Origin of the sequence: Novosphingobium sp. 9U, assembly GCF_902506425.1 — a bacterium.
Classification (GTDB): Bacteria; Pseudomonadota; Alphaproteobacteria; order Sphingomonadales; family Sphingomonadaceae; genus Novosphingobium.
In genome coordinates, this window is record NZ_LR732469.1 from 309561 (window position 1) to 326215 (window position 16655).

Consider the following 16655-nt stretch of genomic DNA (forward strand, 5'->3'; position numbering starts at 1 on the left):
GTCAGCGGATCACTTCGGGGCGGCTCGCCCCGTCAGCAGCGGATAGGGATTGATCGCTGTCCCTTGCTGCGACCAGCCCTGTGACGGATCGGCGCTCCACACGGCAAAGTGCAGGTGCGGCGCGGCGGGATCGGCATTGCCGGTATGCCCCACCGTGCCCAACCGCTGCCCAACCTGCACGGTCATGCCCTCGCGCAAGGCAGGATCGTAGCCGGCGAGGTGCGCGTAGTAATAGATCAGCCGCCGGTCGGGCGAGCGGATGTAGATCGTGTTGCCTCCATCGTGAGAGAGGAACAGCTTCTCCACCCGGCCCGGCGAGGCGGCGAGCACCGGCGCGCCCTCGCCCGCCATGATGTCGATAGCATCGTGCTGGCGCGCGCCTTGAGCCCGGCCTTGCGAGAACGTGTCGGTGAGGCTCGCCGCGGCCACTCCAACCACTGGGATCGCAAGCCGACCGACCTGCACCGGAGCGAGCACGTGAGGTCGGGTGGGCGCAGCCCCGGGCGCTCCACCGGTCAGTCCATCGAGGAGCCCGGACCGGCCATCCGGCGCGCCTGCGTCGCGTGTCACCGCGCCTGCGGAGCCACGATGATCCGCGGCGATATGGCCGTGGAACAGCCACGCGCCCAGCGCGACCCAGAATGCCGAAGTCAGCACCACGCTCAAGGTGATGGCGCGGCTCAGTCCGGGCCAGCCGACCTGCATCGTCACGCCGGGTATGCCGCTGTGCTCGCCCGCCGCGCCAGTACAGTCCCCAGTACAGTCCATCGCCCGGTGAGTACGAGTGCAGTAGCAGACACGTGAACATCCCCTCGGTTCGAGGTGGCCCGGCGCCACCTCGCGGTCCGTCCTACAAACGAACATTCCGGGGAATGGCTGCGCTACAACAAACAAGCCGTCTTGACTTGACGGACGGTCGCGTGTGCTTGGGCAAGCCATGAGCGAAGACGAGACGCATACCGTGCGTGCAGGCTGGCTGCACCGGCTGGGCCTCACCCCGCGCCGCCGCGCATCCGATCCCCCGGTAGACGCGTCGGCCTGCCCTCCTCCTACGGACACTACGCTGCAGCGCCGGCGCGAGATGCTGGCCGACGTGTCGAGCTTCCTGATGGCGCACGGGCTGCCGGTGAACAGCTTCACGCTCGATGTCGCACACAAGGTCATGGCCGAGACCGACACGCGGCTGATGCGCGCCGTGGAGGACCGGGTGCGGGCGGGCGAGCCGATCACGCTCGATTGGCTCGAAACCGTTGCGGACCGGTGTGGCAAGCCCGAGGGCACGCAGGCGCTGCAGGACCTGATCGAGCGCCTGGAAAGTACCATCACCCAGTTCGCGCAGACTGCCAGCGATGCGCGCAGTGCGACAAGCCGCTACAGCAGTGCGCTCGAGCAACACGCCGAAGGTCTTGACGCCAATGACGCGCTGCAGGGCGGGGACACGATCGCTGCGCAGATCGCCGTCATGGTGCACGACATGCTGGCTCGCACGCGCCTGCTGGAGGGCGAGCTCGACCGCTCCGCACGCGAAACGCGCAAGCTGGAGAAGAACCTTGCCGATGCGCGGCGCGAGGCCGAAGTCGATTATCTCACCGGTCTGCCCAACCGCCGCGCCTTCGAGGCCGTGTTCGCGCAGGAAGTCGCCGAGGCACAACAGGCTGGCCACGCGCTGTGCGTCGCCTTTTGCGACATCGACCACTTCAAGCGCATCAACGATGCTCACGGCCACGAGGCGGGAGACCGCATCTTGCGCACCGTGGCGAAGACGCTTTCCAGGCTCCTGCCCAATGCCTGCCACGTGGCGCGCCATGGCGGCGAAGAGTTCGTGATCGTCATGCGCGGGCTGAGCATGGCAGAGGCCGTGGCCAAGCTCGACGAAGTGCGCGGAGCGATGGCTGGGCGGCGCCTGATCAACCGATCCACCGATATCCCGTTTGGCCAGATCACGTTCTCCGCCGGGATTGCCGACGTTCGCGCGCACGAGGATCCGCGCGAAGCGCTGCGCTGTGCCGACCGGGCCCTCTATGTCGCCAAGAGCGAGGGCCGTAATCGCATCGTCTGTGCACCAGTACCCTTTGTTGATGGGATGCGGACCGCCAATTCCTAACGCAAACGCCGAGTCGCAAACACATGCGCAATGCCGTTCTCGATTGTCGGCCATGCCGCCCGACTCTCGCATATGATCTTCAAACCGCTGTACTTTCGCCGAAATCCTGTGCTCGATTACTTTGCAGGCCGCGAAGCCGTATTGCTGACCCTGAAAGCGGTCAGGAATCGTTAGGGAATTCGGCTTATGATCCAACGTGGATAAAAGCACGGGAAGAGCCGCGGTGCAGGGACAGAATTCATTTACGGCTGACCTGAGAGTCACCTCCACCCGCCGCGTCGCAATCATGGGCATCCAGGCCCTGAGTTGTGTCTCCATCGCAGTGGCTGTCTTTGGTCCATCCCAGCTGGTGCGTCCGGCAGCGAGCCTGGCGCTCGTAGTCATGGTGATCGTCTTCCTCACCGGGTTGTTCTTTGCCCGCGGAGCCGTCAGTCAGGCGATCCGCCAGCGCACGCTCTTTCGCGAAGCCGAAGAGACCAAGCAGCAGGTCGAAGAGCTGTTCGCGATGACCGACATGCTCCAGGCTGCCGAAGATCACGAGGACGCCGGATCGGTCCTTCTCGCAACTGCCCGTCGCCTGCTGCCCGAGTTCGGCGGCGCGCTCTACGTGTTCAACAACTCGCGCGACCGGCTCGACCTGGCCAAGTCGTGGAACGTTACCGAGAGCTTCCATCCCAGCGATACGCTGCTGCCGAGCAATTGCTGGGCGCTCAAGCGCGGCAAACAGCACATCAACGACATCTCTCGCGAGACGCTGTGCTGCATGCACACCATCGGCACCGCGCCCAACATCGAAGTGCCGATGATGGCGCGCGGCCAGGTGCATGGGCTGCTGGTGCTGTCGATCGACGGTGAGGAGGCGTTCGATCGCCTGGAGCAAGTCGGCCGAGTGGCACGCGCGCTTGCCGACTCGATGTCGCTCGCGCTCTCGAACATTGCCCTGCGTGAAAAGCTGCGGACCCAGTCGCTGCGCGACCCGCTGACCGGCCTCTACAACCGCCGCTATATGGAAGATGCGCTGGAGCGCTACATCAGCCTGGCCGAGCGTACCGGCAGCGCGACATCGGTGCTGATGATCGACCTCGACAACTTCAAGCGCCTCAACGACGAGCACGGCCATGCAAAGGGCGACGCCGTCCTGCGCGATGTCGCCGCACAGCTCGTCACGGCGCTGCGTCCATCCGATGTCGTCGCCCGCTACGGCGGCGAAGAGCTGATCGTGATCCTGCCCAACTGCGGGATCGACGACGCCGCGATCAAGGCCGAGATGCTGCGCATGCGCATCGAAGGCTTGTCGGACGCGCACGGCGTGGCCGTCAGCGCCTCGTTCGGTGTGGCCAGCGTGCCCCAGACCTCCACCAACGCCGCCGACGTCGTGCCCATGGCCGATGCGGCGCTCTATGCCGCCAAGAAGGCCGGCAAGAACTGCGTCGTCTGCACCGACAAGCGCGCCGGCCGCGACGACAAAGGCACGCCGAGGTTGGCGGTCACGGGGTGATTACGTGAGCCGTATCCCAGCCTAGCCCTACCCCACACTAAGAACCTGAACTCAGCCGATCCTCTCCCATCGGGAGAGGGGGACCGCTCGCGCAGCGAGTGGTGGAGAGGGGTTGAGGCCGGCGGAGGCCATGCCGTGACGCGCCCCCTCCGTCAGCCCTGACGGGCTGCCACCTCCCCCGATGGGGAGGATCAGGCACAATAACGCGCCCGCCGGCGAGCGCGGGATAACGCCTGAGGAACCCGGACAAATGCGGCCGGCGCTGCCCTGGCGCGACAGGGTTGGCTCGCGCTTCCAGTGTTGCGAATGTCCGGCGTGGGAAGCCGTAAGCGCCACCGGCTCGGCCCTGATCCACGAAGCACCGGCGAGACGGGCTCGCAGCTGGTCTCCGGCCTTTCGTGAGAGAGCAAGGCTTCGCATGGTTGCAGACGCCCGTCTAAAGCGCCGGCCGCGGTGGTTGCTGGCAAGAGCGACAGGCCTGAAGCCGCTCGTCTGCATCCGACCTGCTTCGACGTATAACCGATATGGTTCTAGGTGTCAAGCTGCACGCCTCTCGCCCTGAGGGGGAGGTGGCGCGCGCGCAGCGCATGACGGAGGGCTGTCGCCGTCAGTATGATGCGCGACCGCGGAGTTACACCGCTCTACCACCGCCTGCGTCGCCCCCTTCCTTGCAGGAGGATCGCAACGAAAAAGGCCGCGCCAGTCACCCGGCGCGGCCTCATCATGTCAGGGGCGGTCAGCCCACTGGCTCAGTCTTCCTTGAGGAAGGCCGGCAGGTGGTCGGGGTTGCCGCCGCCATTGTCGCCGCCATCACGGCGCGGGCCGCGGGGACCACGATCGCCACCACGGTCGCCACCGCGATCGTTGCGGGGACGACGACGGTCGCCGCCGCGATCACCACCACGGTCACCGCCACGATCGCCGCCCGGACGGTCCCCACGCGGCTCGCGAGGTTCGCGGGCCGGACGGGTGTCTTCCAGCTCGGCGCCGGTCTCCTGGTCGACGACGCGCATCGACAGGCGGACCTTGCCGCGATTGTCGATCTCAAGGACCTTGACCTTCACGGCCTGGCCTTCCTTGACGACATCGGTCGGCTTCTCGACACGCTCGTTCTTCATCTCGGAGACGTGGACGAGGCCGTCCTTGCCACCCATGAAGTTCACGAACGCACCGAAATCAACGATGTTGACGACCTTGCCGTCGTAGATCTTGCCGACTTCGGCTTCCTCGACGATGCCGAGGATCCACTTCTTGGCGGCCTCGATCTGGTTTACGTCGGAGGACGAGATCTTGATCACGCCTTCGTCGTCGATGTCGACCTTGGCGCCGGTCTCGGCGACGATCTCGCGGATGACCTTGCCACCGGTGCCGATAATGTCGCGGATCTTCGACTTGTCGATCTTGATCGTCTCGATGCGCGGAGCGTGGGCCGAAAGCTCGGTGCGAGCCGAACCCAGGGCCTTCTGCATCTCACCCAGGATGTGCGTGCGGCCAGCCTTCGCCTGCTCGAGCGCCTGACCCATGATCTCCTTGGTGATACCGGCGATTTTGATGTCCATCTGCATCGTGGTGATGCCGGCTTCAGTGCCGGCGACCTTGAAGTCCATGTCGCCGAGGTGATCCTCGTCGCCCAGGATGTCGGACAGCACCGCGAAGTCCTTGCCTTCCAGGATCAGGCCCATGGCGATGCCCGCCACCGGACGCTCGATCGGAACGCCCGCATCCATCATCGACAAGCAGCCACCGCAGACGGTCGCCATCGAGGACGAGCCGTTCGACTCGGTGATGTCGGACAGCACGCGAATGGTGTACGGGAAGTCCGCCTTGGTCGGCAGCACCGGGTGCAGCGCGCGCCATGCCAGCTTGCCGTGACCCACTTCGCGGCGGCCCGGAGCGCCGAAACGCCCAACTTCGCCGACCGAGTACGGCGGGAAGTTATAGTGCAGCATGAAGTTGGAGTACGACAGGCCGTCGAGACCGTCGATCATCTGCTCGGCGTCCTTGGTGCCCAGCGTGGTGGTGCAGATCGCCTGCGTTTCACCGCGGGTGAACAGCGCCGAACCGTGGGTGCGCGGCAGGAAGCCGACGATGGACTCGATCGGGCGGATCTGGTCGAGCTTACGGCCGTCGATGCGCGAACCGTCCTTGAGGATGGCGCCGCGAACGATGTCCGCCTCGACCTTCTTCATGGTCTTGATCGCGACCATCTGGGTCTGCGGGGTCTCGCTGGCGAAAGCCTCCTTGGCCTTGGCGCGAGCGGCGTTAAGCGCGTTCGAGCGGGCCGACTTGTCGGTCAGCTTGTAGGCTGCGGCGACATCCTTACCGACGGCGCTCTTGAGCTTCTTCTTGATGTCGGCGGTGTTGTCCGACAGGTCGACGTCCCAGGGATCCTTGGCGGCCTGCTCGGCTAGATCGATGATCAGGTCGACGACCTTCTTGATCTCGTCATGCGCGAACATGACGGCGCCAAGCATCTCATCCTCGGACAGCTCCTTGGCTTCCGACTCCACCATCATCACGGCATCGCCGGTAGCAGCGACGACGAGGTCGAGGCGGCCGTTCTCGGCCAGCGCCTGGTCCTGCTTCGGGTTCAGCGTGTACTCGCCATCGACGAAGCCGACGCGCGCGGCGGCGATCGGGCCCATGAACGGCACGCCCGAGATGGTCAGCGCAGCCGACGCGGCGATCATCGCGACGATGTCGGGCTCGTTCTCGCCATCATAGCTCATGACCTGAGCGATGACGTTGATCTCGTTGTAGAAACCTTCGGGGAACAGCGGACGCACCGGGCGGTCGATGAGACGGCTGGTCAGCGTCTCCTTCTCGGTCGCGCCGCGCTCGCGCTTGAAGAAGCCGCCCGGGATCCGGCCGGCGGAGGAGAACTTCTCCTGGTAGTGAACGGTCAGCGGGAAGAAGTCCTGGCCTTCCTTCACCGACTTGGCGGCGGTCACGGCGCAGAGCACCACGGTGTCGCCCAGGGTGGCCAGCACGGCGCCGTCGGCCTGACGGGCGATGCGGCCGGTTTCCAGCGTGAGGGTCTTGCCGCCCCACTCCATGGATACAGTCTTTACGTCGAACATTAGGTTCTATCCTTAACCCACGGGCCAGATTGCCTCGCGGGGTTTACTGCCGGGGATACCGTCCCGGTCCGGTATGGAGCCTCTCGTGGCCCCTTGGCCCAGCCGCCGAATTGCGACCCTGGCCCTCGCGCTCCTGCATTTTCAAGAGCCCAACAGAGCAGCGGCCCCGGTTTCCCGGAGCCGCCGTGAAACTTACTTGCGAAGACCCAGCTTCTGGATCAGCGCGTTGTACCGCGCCACGTCCTTCTTCTTGAGATAGTCCAGCAGCGAGCGCCGCTTGTTGACCATCGCCAGCAGACCGCGGCGCGAGTGGTTGTCCTTGTGATGAGCCTTGAAGTGCCCGGTCAGGTTGTTGATCCGCTCGGTCAGGATCGCGACCTGCACTTCCGGCGAACCGGTATCGCCCGACTGGCGGGCGTTATCGGTGATGATTTCCTGCTTCTTTTCAGCCGTTACCGACATGGTCTTACTCCGCGACATCTGGGAGGTTGAAGCCCCGGGAGACGCGGGCGTCGCCGCCCGATAGTTCCAGCAGCGCGACCGGGATCATCCGCAGTCTCGCCAGGTGGAGCCCGTCTTCAAGGGGCAGTCCGGTTAGAACGCGGCCCTGTCGGACCGCCCTTGCCTGCTCCGGGTCGAGGTCGATGGCCGGGATGTCGTCCAGCCCCGCCTCCAGCGGCAAAGTCACATGTTCAAGTGGCGCGCCCTTACCGATTTCGTTCAACTTGTCCAGCGATATCGCATGGGAGAGGTCGAACGGGCCGGCCTTGGTCCGGCGCAGCATGGTCACCGTGCCGCAGGTGCCGAGCGCTTGCGCGATGTCTCGCGCCAGACTGCGGATATAGGTGCCCTTGGAGACGATTGCGAGGAGGGTGATATCGCTGAGTTCCTCCCCCGTCGGGGGAAGTGGCAGCCCGTCTGGGCTGCCGGAGGGGGCGCGGCACGAAACAAGGTCAGCGGGGCTAACGCCCTCTCCACCACTCGCCGCGCGAGCGGTCCCCCTCTCCCGATGGGAGAGGATCTGCAACGAGTAGATTGTAACATCTCGGCTCGCCAATTCCACCGCTTGCCCTGCCCGCGCGAGATCGTAAGCCCGCTCGCCATCGACCTTTAGCGCCGAGTAAGCCGGCGGCACTTGCGCGATCGGGCCGGTAAAGCGTGGCAGCACCGCCTCGATCTCGGCCATGCTCGGCCGCACGTCGCTGGTGGCGATCACCGCGCCTTCCAGGTCCAGAGTATCGGTTTCTTCCCCGAACCTTACGGTGAACTCGTAAGCCTTGTTCGCATCGAGCATGCGGCCCGTCACCTTCGTGGCCTCGCCCAGCGCCACTGGCAGCACGCCGCTCGCCAGCGGGTCGAGCGTCCCGCCATGGCCGACCTTCACGCTCTTGCCGAAGCCCGCCTCGCGCAAGTTGCGCTTCACCGCTGCGACAGCCTGGGTGGAGCCCAGTCCCACCGGCTTGTCGAGGATGATCCAACCCGAAAGCACTACTCAAGCGCCTGCGACGGCGCGTACGAGCGCGTCGAAGTGGTCGAGCGTCCAAAGCACCGGCGGCAGCACGACGTTGCGCATCAGCCCGGCGCTCGGCCAGATGTACGGCACGACGACCAGCAGCACGAACACCAACGGGAAGCCGAACGGCCGCAACTTCTCGTAAGCACGCGCGGCCCGGCGCGGCAGCAGGCCTTCCAGGATGTGCGATCCATCGAACGGCGGGATCGGCAGCAGGTTGAACAGCGCCAGCGAGACATTGATGAACACGAACGATGTCAGGCTGAGCATGACGAACGCCATCACCCCGCCTTCTGCGCCGGCGCGCACGACAAGTCCGAGCGCCACGGCGCCGAGCGTCGCCAGGATCAGGTTCGTTAACGGCCCGGCGGCGGCGACGGCCATCATGCCAAGTCGGCGGTTACGCAGACGGCGGTAATCGACCGGCACCGGCTTGGCCCAGCCGAACGTCGGCAAGCTGGCGAGCGCGAGCATTCCGGGCACTACGATCGTGCCCATCGGATCGACATGGCGCAGTGGATTGAGGCTCAGCCGCTTGCGCTCATGCGCGGTGGGGTCGCCCAACAGGCGCGCGACCCATCCATGCGCGACCTCGTGGAAGACGATCGCGACGATCAGCGGCACGATCAGCGCCGCGGCCTGGAGAAGGGTCTGTTGCATGGGCAAGAACTAGGAAGGACGCGCCGTGCGCGCAATCACTCGCCCAGGTCCCCCAAGTCGCGCTGCACACGCGGGTCGGATAGGAGCCGCTCGATGCGGTCCGCCTCGTCGAACGTATCGTCGATGCGGAAGCGGATCTTGGCCGCCGACTTGAGGCCCAGGTGTCGTGCGACTTCCTTCTGGAAGTAGGCCGTGTTCTGGCGCAACGCGGTCAGCACTGCATCCTGATCCGTGCCCAGTAGCGGCTTCACGTAAGCCGTCGCCAAGCGAAGATCGGGCGACATGCGCACTTCAGTAACGCTGACCGAGTGCGCGCTCAGGATATCGTCGTGAACCTGCTGGCGGGTGAGGATTTCGGACAGCACGTGGCGCACGCGCTCGCCCACTTTGAGAAGGCGAACGGAGTGCTGCTCGGGAGTGGCTTGCTGGCGTGACATGGTGCCTTTGCATGTGGCGGTGTCGCGACATTTTGCAACAATTCATTACGCGACCCTGGCTGGACGAGGCGCGTTAATCCGGCGAAATCACGGCCCAAGGAGAACGCCATGAAGTCCCTTCTGCTCACCGCCATCGCCGCCACGCTGGTCGTGCCGAGCCTTGCCACTCCGGCACTCGCACAGAACCATCCTGGCAATCACGGCCGCCAAGTGAGCCAGGTCGCCAAGTACAAGCAGTTCAAGCGCGGTCAGAAGTTCGACCGCCGCTATGCCCAGAACTACCGTGAGATCAACTATCGCCAGTACCGTAGTCTCAAGGCGCCGCCCCGCGGCTACCACTGGGTGCGCTCAGGCAACGACGCGTTGCTGGTGGCGGTCAGCAGCGGCGTGATCGCTTCGATCGTCGGCGGCACTTTCCGCTAAGTTCAGTTCCCGTCGGGATCGGTGGAGGCATGGTGTCCCTTTGCCTCCTGCGATCCTGACCGGTGCCGTTGCGGGGCCTCCCTGGCCCAGGGCGAGCCGGCTTTTCGCCGCCGTCCGGAACGCCCTTCCCTCACCCTGCCCCGGTGATGGACGCAACGGACTTACCTGGCGGCAGCCCGCTCGCTCAGGTCATCTTGTCGAAAATGCGCTGAAGCGATCGCATATTGCGCGCCGTACCCTCGCACCCGAGCCGCCGGGCCATGAAAGGTCCGGTCAGCTTCGAGTTGCCGACTCCATCTACGAAATCGATGAAGAGCGCACGACCGCCGAGCGCAAGACGCTCTGGCCCGCGACTGGCTTGATCGGCCACCAACCGGTCAAACTGCGTGGGATCGGGCTGGCACGCCAGGAAGTGCGTGTGCACCAGGTTCTCGGCGCCGTCGGCACGGAAGGGATTGTCTTCGATCGCCGCGCGGATCTCTTCGGCCGTGCGAACGGCAACAAAGCTCTTCATGTCGAACCGGTCGCGCATCATGTGCGAGAACAGGTCCTCCAGCCCATCGGTGGGTCGATCGTCGAAGGAAAACAGCACGTTGCCGCTGGCGACCACCGTCTCCACGTCCTCGAACTCTTCGCGCTCGAAGGCATAGCGCAAGTCGGCCATCTTGAGCCGATTGCCGCCGACGTTGATGCTGCCGAACAGGGCGACGTAGCGGGTCATGTTCGCTCCAGGCGTTGAGGGGCGATGCGCGCTTGAAACGGAGGCATTTCAGGCGTATATGCTAGGACACTACGGTAACTTGCATCCAAATCATCTGCCAGGGCTCGGACGTTGCAGCGTCCGGGCCCTTTGCATTTTGGAGGGCGGCATTGCAGTGCCGATCTCCTCACTGGCTACTTGCGGCCAAGCTCGATGAGCTTGATCACCAGGGTGACGAGCGCGAGCATGAGCGTCGCGACGCCAATCACCAGAATGACTACGGTATTTTGATCCAAAAACATCACCTGCCTTCCCGTCGCAAGTTGCGACAAGAGGCAGGTTAGAGGATCCTGTTACGGAGCGGGCCTTACAATCCTGTAAGCGCCCGCTCCGACCCCGATCACCCCACCGTACGATCGCGATGGCTCACCTCGAAGACTTCGAGCTGATCGCCCGCGCGGATGTCGTTGGTGTCGGCCAGGACCACACCGCACTCCATGCCCGCACGCACCTCGTCCACGTCGTCCTTGAAGCGGCGCAGCGACTGAATGGTCGTCGCCGAGACGATGACGTCGTTGCGGGTGAGACGCGCGTGGATGCCCTTGCGGATGAGGCCTTCCTGCACCAGCAGGCCAGCGGCCTTGTCGCGCTTGCCGGCAGGGAACACCTGCTTGACCTCGGCGCGGCCGACAACGGTTTCGATGCGCTCCGGACCCCAAATGCCCGCCATCTGCTTGGCGACTTCGGCGGTCAGCTCGTAGATGATGTCGTAGTACATCATCGGCGTCTTGCTCTTCTCGATCTGCTCGCGCGCCTTGGCGTTCGGGCGGACGTTGAAGCCGACGATCGGCGCACCACTCGCCGCAGCCAACGTCACGTCGCTCTCGGTGATCGCACCCACGCCGGAGCTGAGCACGCGCACCTTGATCTCGTCGTTCGACAGGGCATGCAGCGCCTGGTTGATCGCCTCGACCGAACCCTGCACGTCGGCCTTGATGACCACCGGGTACTCGATGACGTTCTGCTTGGCGGTGAGTGCCGAGAACATCGTGTCGAGGCTGGCCGGCGCGGTCGCCGTGCGCTTGGCCGTCGCCTGTTCCTGGCGATAGGCCGAAACCTCGCGGGCACGCTGCTCGCTATCCACCACCGACAGGACATCGCCCGCCATCGGCACGCCGCCCAGGCCCAGGACCTCGACCGGCAGCGCCGGCGGCGCTTCCTTCACCTGGCGGCCCTTGTCGTCGAGCATCGCACGCACGCGCCCGCTCTCCGAGCCGACGACGAAGATGTCGCCGACCTTCAGCGTGCCGCGCTTCACCAGCACGGTCGCCAGCGGCCCCTTGCCCTTGTCGAGCTTGGCTTCGATAACGGTCGCCTCGGCGTCGCGGTTGGGGTTGGCGCGCAGTTCGAGCAGTTCTGCCTGCAGCAGGATCTTCTCGACCAGTTCATCAAGGCCCAGGCCGGTCTTGGCCGAGACTTCCACGTCCTGCACGTCGCCCGACATCTCCTCGACCACGACCTCATGCTCGAGCAGGCGCTCGCGAACGCGCTGGGCATTGGCCTCGGGCTTGTCGATCTTGTTGATCGCGACGATCATCGGCACGCCAGCCGCGCGGGTGTGGCGGATCGCCTCAACGGTCTGCGGCATGATGCCATCGTCGGCCGCGACCACCAGCACCACGATGTCCGTGACATTGGCACCGCGCATGCGCATCTGCGTGAACGCGGCGTGTCCGGGCGTATCGAGGAAGGTGACGAGGTCGCCGCCCTTGGTCTTGATCTGGTAGGCGCCCATGTGCTGGGTGATGCCACCCGCCTCGCCACGCACCACGTCGGTGCCACGCAATGCGTCAAGCAGCGAGGTCTTGCCGTGATCGACGTGGCCCATGATCGTGACGACCGGCGGACGCGTGACCAGCGACTCCTCGGCATCGACATCCACCGATGCGTCGATGTCGACATCACTCTCGGACACGCGCTGGATGTTGTGGCCGAACTCGGTCACCAGCAGCTCGGCGGTATCCTGGTCGATCGTCTGGTTGACGGTGACCATCATGCCCATCTTGAACATCGCCTTCACGAGGTCGGCGCCCTTCTCGGCCATGCGGTTGGCGAGTTCCTGGACGGTGATGCCTTCCGGCACCACGACATCGCGGACCTGCTTCTCGCGCGGCTGCGACTTGCCGCCGAAGTGGGTACGACGCTCCTTCTCGCGAGCCCGCTTCAGCGCGGCGAGGCTGCGGGCGCGGGCGCCTTCATCCTCGTTGAGGGCGCGCGTGACGGTGAGCTTGCCGGACTGGCGGCGGTCGGCGCCGCCAGCACTCTTGTTGCGGTCGCCCGGACGTGCCGGGGCTGGCGGCGGAGCGCCCTTCTTCGCGTCGATCTTCTTGGCTGCGGAAGAACCTGCACCGGCTGCCGAGGATGCCACGGGCGAGCCGCTGGCCGCGGTCGCGGGCTCGGCGCGACGAATCGGCTCGGGGCGCTGCACGGGCGTGAAGCGGCGCGGCGCGGGGGTCACTTCGGGCGCAGGTTCAGGCGCACGCGCTTCCGGCTGAGCAGAAGGTGCCTCGGCAACCGGCTCAGGCGCCGCAGCGGCAGCTTCCACCGGAGCGGCTTCGCTCACCGCGGCCGGCGCTTCGACCGACTCCTCAGCGACGGGAGCGGGTGCGGGAGCCGGGGCTGCAGCCGCCGCAGCAGCCTCTGCCTCGGCGCGGCGGTTGTCCTCGGCACGGCGGGCCTCTTCGGCGATCGCACGGGCGCGCTCGTCCGCCTCGCGGCGGCGACCTTCCTCGGCAACGCGCAGCCGATCTTCCTCGGCCTCACGCTGCAGACGCGCGACGCGCTCCTGTGGCGTTTCGCCTGCGGGAGCCGGACGCGCCGCGACGGGCGGCGGTGGCGGCGCGACGGGCGCCGGTGCCGGTTCGGGCGCGGCCACGACGGGTTCGGGCGCACGAGTCTCGGCCTCGCCCGGACGGCCCAGCACCTTGCGGCGCTTCACCTCGACCACGACCTTATTGGTCCGGCCGTGGCTGAAGGTCTGCTTGACCTCGCCGGCCTCGACCGACCGCTTGAGTCCAAGCGGCTTGCGTCCGAGGGTAGGCTTGTTGTCGGTCTCGCTCATAAGTCTCTATTCGCCCTTCGAATCAATTCGTCGTTGCGGCCGAAGGTGCGGCTTGCGCCGGCCCTTGGCCTCCATCAGCTTCAGTGCCAGCCGCTACGGCCTGCCCTCGGAAATGCAGCAGGCGCTGCAGCGGCGCGGCGACTCTCTCGGCCGCTTTGCTATCTGCCAGCGCCAAGTGAACGACGTTGTCGCGGCCCAATGCCACAGACAGCGCCGCTCGGTCCAGTGGCAACACCGTCCCTCTAAGCCCGCTTCCTTCCGCGTCGCTGCCCACGCGCCAGGCCTGGTCCAGCTTGCGCGAACCATCCTCGGCAGCGTCGGCGGCATGCGCCAACCAGCGCACTTTGCCGTTACGCGCGTTCTCCGCGATCCGGTCGGAACCGACTAGCAGCCGCCCTGACTTGGTCTCGAGACCCAGCCGATCGGTGAACGCACGCACGAGAGCGGTATCGATCCGCTCGGCCAGATCTTCGGGGATGGTGAGCGGTGTGCCGTCCAGGGACTTGCCAAAGGCCCGCAGCAGCGCCCCCTTTAGTTTGCCCTTCGCCTGTGCTTTTTCAAGGTCTTGGCGTGAAACGCCGATCCATGCGCCGCGCCCTGGGGCACGCGCATGTACATCGGGCAGCACCACGCAGGCGCCATCCGGGCCGGGCGGGGACACCGCCAGCCGGATGAGCGCATCGCGCGGCGCCGCTTCGCCGGAGAGGATGCAAGTCCTCTCCGGTCCTTCACGGGAACTGTCGGAACCTAGGCGATCATTGTGAGGAATCCGCATCGGCGGCCTCCTCAATAGCGGGCTCTGCGGCTTCCGGCTCGTCTTCGAACCAGTGCGCGCGCGCGGCCATGATGATCTCGTTGCCCTGCTCTTCGTTCAGGCCGTATTCGCCCAGAACGCCGCCCTTGTCCTCGTCGCGAGCGCGCCGATTAACGGTGCCATCGCGGCGGCGCTGCTCCTGCCGCTTCTTGGCGATCAGTTCGTCGGTGGCGAGGTCGGCCACGTCGTCCAACGTCTTGAGGCCCGCCTTGCCCAGCGTGACCAGCATCGCTTCGGTCAGGTGCGGCAGCTCGGCCAACGCGTCCTCCACGCCCAGCGCCCGGCGCTGTTCGCGGTAGGCTTCCTCGCGGCGCTCCAGCGCTTCCTGCGCACGGCTCTGCAGCTCCTCGGCCAGCTCCTCATCGAAGCCTTCGATGTTGGCGAGCTCGGCGACGTCGATGTAGGCCACTTCCTCCATCTCGCTGAAGCCTTCGGCCACGAGCAACTGCGACAGCGTCTCGTCGACGTCGAGCTCTTCCTCGAACATCTTGGAGCGCTCGACGAATTCCTTCTGGCGCTTCTCCGAGCTCTCCTGCTCGGTCATGATGTCGATCTGCGAGCCGGTCAGCTGTGATGCGAGGCGCACGTTCTGGCCGCGGCGGCCGATCGCCAGCGACAGCTGATCGTCAGGCACCACCACTTCGATTCGGTTCTCTTCCTCGTCGATGACGACGCGGCTGACGGTCGCGGGCTGGAGACCGTTCACCACGAAGGTCGCGGTGTCCTCGCTCCACGGAATGATGTCGATCTTCTCGCCCTGCAGCTCCTGCACGACGGCCTGGACGCGGCTTCCCTTCATGCCGACACAGGCGCCGACGGGGTCGATCGAGTGATCGTGGCTGATCACGCCGATCTTGGCGCGCGAGCCCGGATCGCGAGCGGCGGCCTTGATCTCGATGATGCCGTCGTAGATCTCGGGCACTTCCTGCGCGAACAGCTTCTTCATGAACTCAGGGTGCGCTCGGCTGAGGAAGATCTGCGGACCGCGGTTCTGGCGCTCGACCTTGAGCACGATGGCGCGGACACGCTCGCCGACCCGGGCCGCTTCGCGCGGGATCTGCTGGTCGCGGCGGATCACGCCTTCGGCACGGCCAAGGTTGACGATGACATGGCCGAACTCGACCGACTTAATCACGCCGGTGATGATCTCGCCTGCGCGGTCCTTAAACTCTTCGTACTGGCGCTCACGCTCGGCATCGCGGACCTTCTGGAAGATCACCTGCTTGGCCGATTGGGCGTCGATACGGCCGAGATCTACGGGTGGCAGCGGGTCGACGATGAAGTCACCCAGCTTGGCGTTCTTGTCGAGCTTCTGGGCGGCCGCGAGATCGACCTGCTTGAAGTAATCCTCGACCTCCTCGACCACTTCGACGACGCGCCACAGGCGCAGATCGCCAGTGCGCGGATCGAGCTTGGCGCGGATGTCGTTCTCGGCGCCGTAGCGGTTGCGCGCCGACTTCTGGATCGCCTCTTCCATCGCCTCGATGACGATGGACTTGTCGATCATCTTTTCCGACGCGACCGAATTGGCGATCGCGATCAGCTCGGCGCGGTTGGCGGAAATCGCACTGGCCATGGGATTAGTCTTCCTGTTCCTCAAGAATTTCGTCAGCGCCCTCGATCTCGATCGGGCGGGTAGCGGCGATCAGCTTGTCCGTTAGGATCAGCCGAGCGGATTGCACATTGGAAAGCGGGAACGTGACCCGGCCCGACTTGCGATCGTCGAACAGCACGGTGTCGCCCTCGAGCCCGGCCAGATCGCCGTGCAGCGCCTTGCGGTTCTCCGCGACCGGCTCGACCAAGTTCACCTTGGCCTCGTGACCTGCCCAGTTGATCCAGTCCTTGGGGCGAGTCAGCGGACGGTCGATCCCCGGTGAGCTGACCTCGAGGCGATAGGCCTCCTCGATCAGCGCTTCACCGGCTTCCTCAAGCTCATCGAACTTATCGGAGATGCGATGCGAGAGAGTGGCGCAATCGTCGAGCACGAGCTGTCCGGTCTTCGGGTCCTCGGCCATGATCTGCAGCGCGATTTCCCCGCCCGACTCCGTCTCGCCAACTTCGCTCTTGCCGAAGATTCGCACGCGCACGAGATCGAAGCCAAGGGCTTGCACCTCTGGCTCGACGACCTGTGTGATCCGCGTGATATCGGTCAAATTGTCAGCTCCGGTTTGCCGGACATCAGGCAAGGCAGTTTCGCGCCGGCCCCTTGCGGCGCCAGCCCGATCTTGCATTACCAATGTCGGGATGCGGGCTACTTAGTCCTTCGCCCCGGCGAAAGCAAGTGCATGGTTCATGCCATGCAGAT

Annotated in this window: 14 protein-coding genes; 3 read left to right on the forward strand and 11 right to left on the reverse strand. The window is 65.5% G+C overall.

What is annotated here, in order from left to right; translation table 11 throughout:
* Positions 1-9 precede the first annotated feature (9 nt).
* Entirely contained in the window at positions 10-768 is a 759-nt protein-coding gene (locus tag GV044_RS01380) for a M23 family metallopeptidase (protein ID WP_236554588.1), read from the reverse strand.
* 169 nt (positions 769-937) lie between these two features.
* Between GV044_RS01380 and GV044_RS01385 the strand changes: the two genes are divergently transcribed.
* Positions 938-2104, forward strand: a complete 1167-nt coding sequence (locus tag GV044_RS01385) for a diguanylate cyclase (RefSeq protein ID WP_159864431.1) — start codon at positions 938-940, stop codon at positions 2102-2104.
* Between the two features lie 322 nt (positions 2105-2426).
* Entirely contained in the window at positions 2427-3602 is a 1176-nt protein-coding gene (locus GV044_RS01390) for a sensor domain-containing diguanylate cyclase (protein ID WP_236554590.1), read from the forward strand.
* A 749-nt stretch (positions 3603-4351) separates the two neighbouring features.
* On the opposite strand, the gene pnp is transcribed toward GV044_RS01390, so the two are convergent.
* The 5 genes from pnp to rbfA all read right to left on the reverse strand — a co-directional run bounded on the left by pnp (position 4352) and on the right by rbfA (position 9292).
* Positions 4352-6682: a polyribonucleotide nucleotidyltransferase gene (gene pnp, locus GV044_RS01395; protein WP_159864437.1), complete on the reverse strand. Its 2331-nt coding sequence runs from the start codon at positions 6680-6682 to the stop codon at positions 4352-4354.
* 192 nt (positions 6683-6874) lie between these two features.
* Entirely contained in the window at positions 6875-7144 is a 270-nt protein-coding gene (gene rpsO / locus GV044_RS01400; RefSeq protein ID WP_159864440.1) for a 30S ribosomal protein S15, read from the reverse strand.
* A gap of 4 nt (positions 7145-7148) precedes the next feature.
* On the reverse strand, positions 7149-8171 hold the full coding sequence (gene truB / locus GV044_RS01405) for a tRNA pseudouridine(55) synthase TruB (RefSeq protein WP_159864443.1): 1023 nt from the start codon (positions 8169-8171) through the stop codon (positions 7149-7151).
* A 3-nt stretch (positions 8172-8174) separates the two neighbouring features.
* The gene (locus tag GV044_RS01410) at positions 8175-8855 is read right to left on the reverse strand and encodes a site-2 protease family protein (RefSeq protein ID WP_159864446.1); all 681 of its coding nucleotides are present in this window, start codon (positions 8853-8855) and stop codon (positions 8175-8177) included.
* 35 nt (positions 8856-8890) lie between these two features.
* Positions 8891-9292 carry a 30S ribosome-binding factor RbfA gene (gene rbfA / locus GV044_RS01415; protein ID WP_159864449.1) on the reverse strand — a complete coding sequence of 134 codons (402 nt, stop codon included), beginning with the start codon at positions 9290-9292 and terminating at the stop codon, positions 8891-8893.
* 108 nt (positions 9293-9400) lie between these two features.
* On the opposite strand from rbfA, the gene GV044_RS01420 reads away from it, so the two are divergent.
* On the forward strand, positions 9401-9715 hold the full coding sequence (locus GV044_RS01420) for an RcnB family protein (protein ID WP_159864452.1): 315 nt from the start codon (positions 9401-9403) through the stop codon (positions 9713-9715).
* Positions 9716-9899: 184 nt separating this feature from the next.
* Here GV044_RS01420 and GV044_RS01425 read toward each other — a convergent pair whose 3' ends face one another.
* From GV044_RS01425 to rimP, 5 genes are all read right to left on the reverse strand, one after another.
* Complete coding sequence (locus GV044_RS01425) at positions 9900-10436, reverse strand: DUF1697 domain-containing protein (RefSeq protein WP_159864455.1); 537 nt, start codon at positions 10434-10436, stop codon at positions 9900-9902.
* 379 nt (positions 10437-10815) lie between these two features.
* On the reverse strand, positions 10816-13536 hold the full coding sequence (infB, locus tag GV044_RS01430; RefSeq protein ID WP_159864458.1) for a translation initiation factor IF-2: 2721 nt from the start codon (positions 13534-13536) through the stop codon (positions 10816-10818).
* A 22-nt stretch (positions 13537-13558) separates the two neighbouring features.
* A complete protein-coding gene (locus GV044_RS01435) occupies positions 13559-14311 on the reverse strand; it encodes a DUF448 domain-containing protein (protein ID WP_159864461.1) in 753 nt (250 codons plus the stop codon).
* Entirely contained in the window at positions 14292-15926 is a 1635-nt protein-coding gene (gene nusA, locus GV044_RS01440; RefSeq protein ID WP_159864464.1) for a transcription termination factor NusA, read from the reverse strand. The genes GV044_RS01435 and nusA overlap by 20 nt, the downstream gene beginning before the upstream one ends.
* 4 nt (positions 15927-15930) lie before the next feature.
* Positions 15931-16503, reverse strand: coding sequence for a ribosome maturation protein RimP (gene rimP, locus GV044_RS01445; RefSeq protein WP_159864467.1), 573 nt, complete (start codon positions 16501-16503; stop codon positions 15931-15933).
* Between the last annotated feature and the right edge of the window lie 152 nt (positions 16504-16655).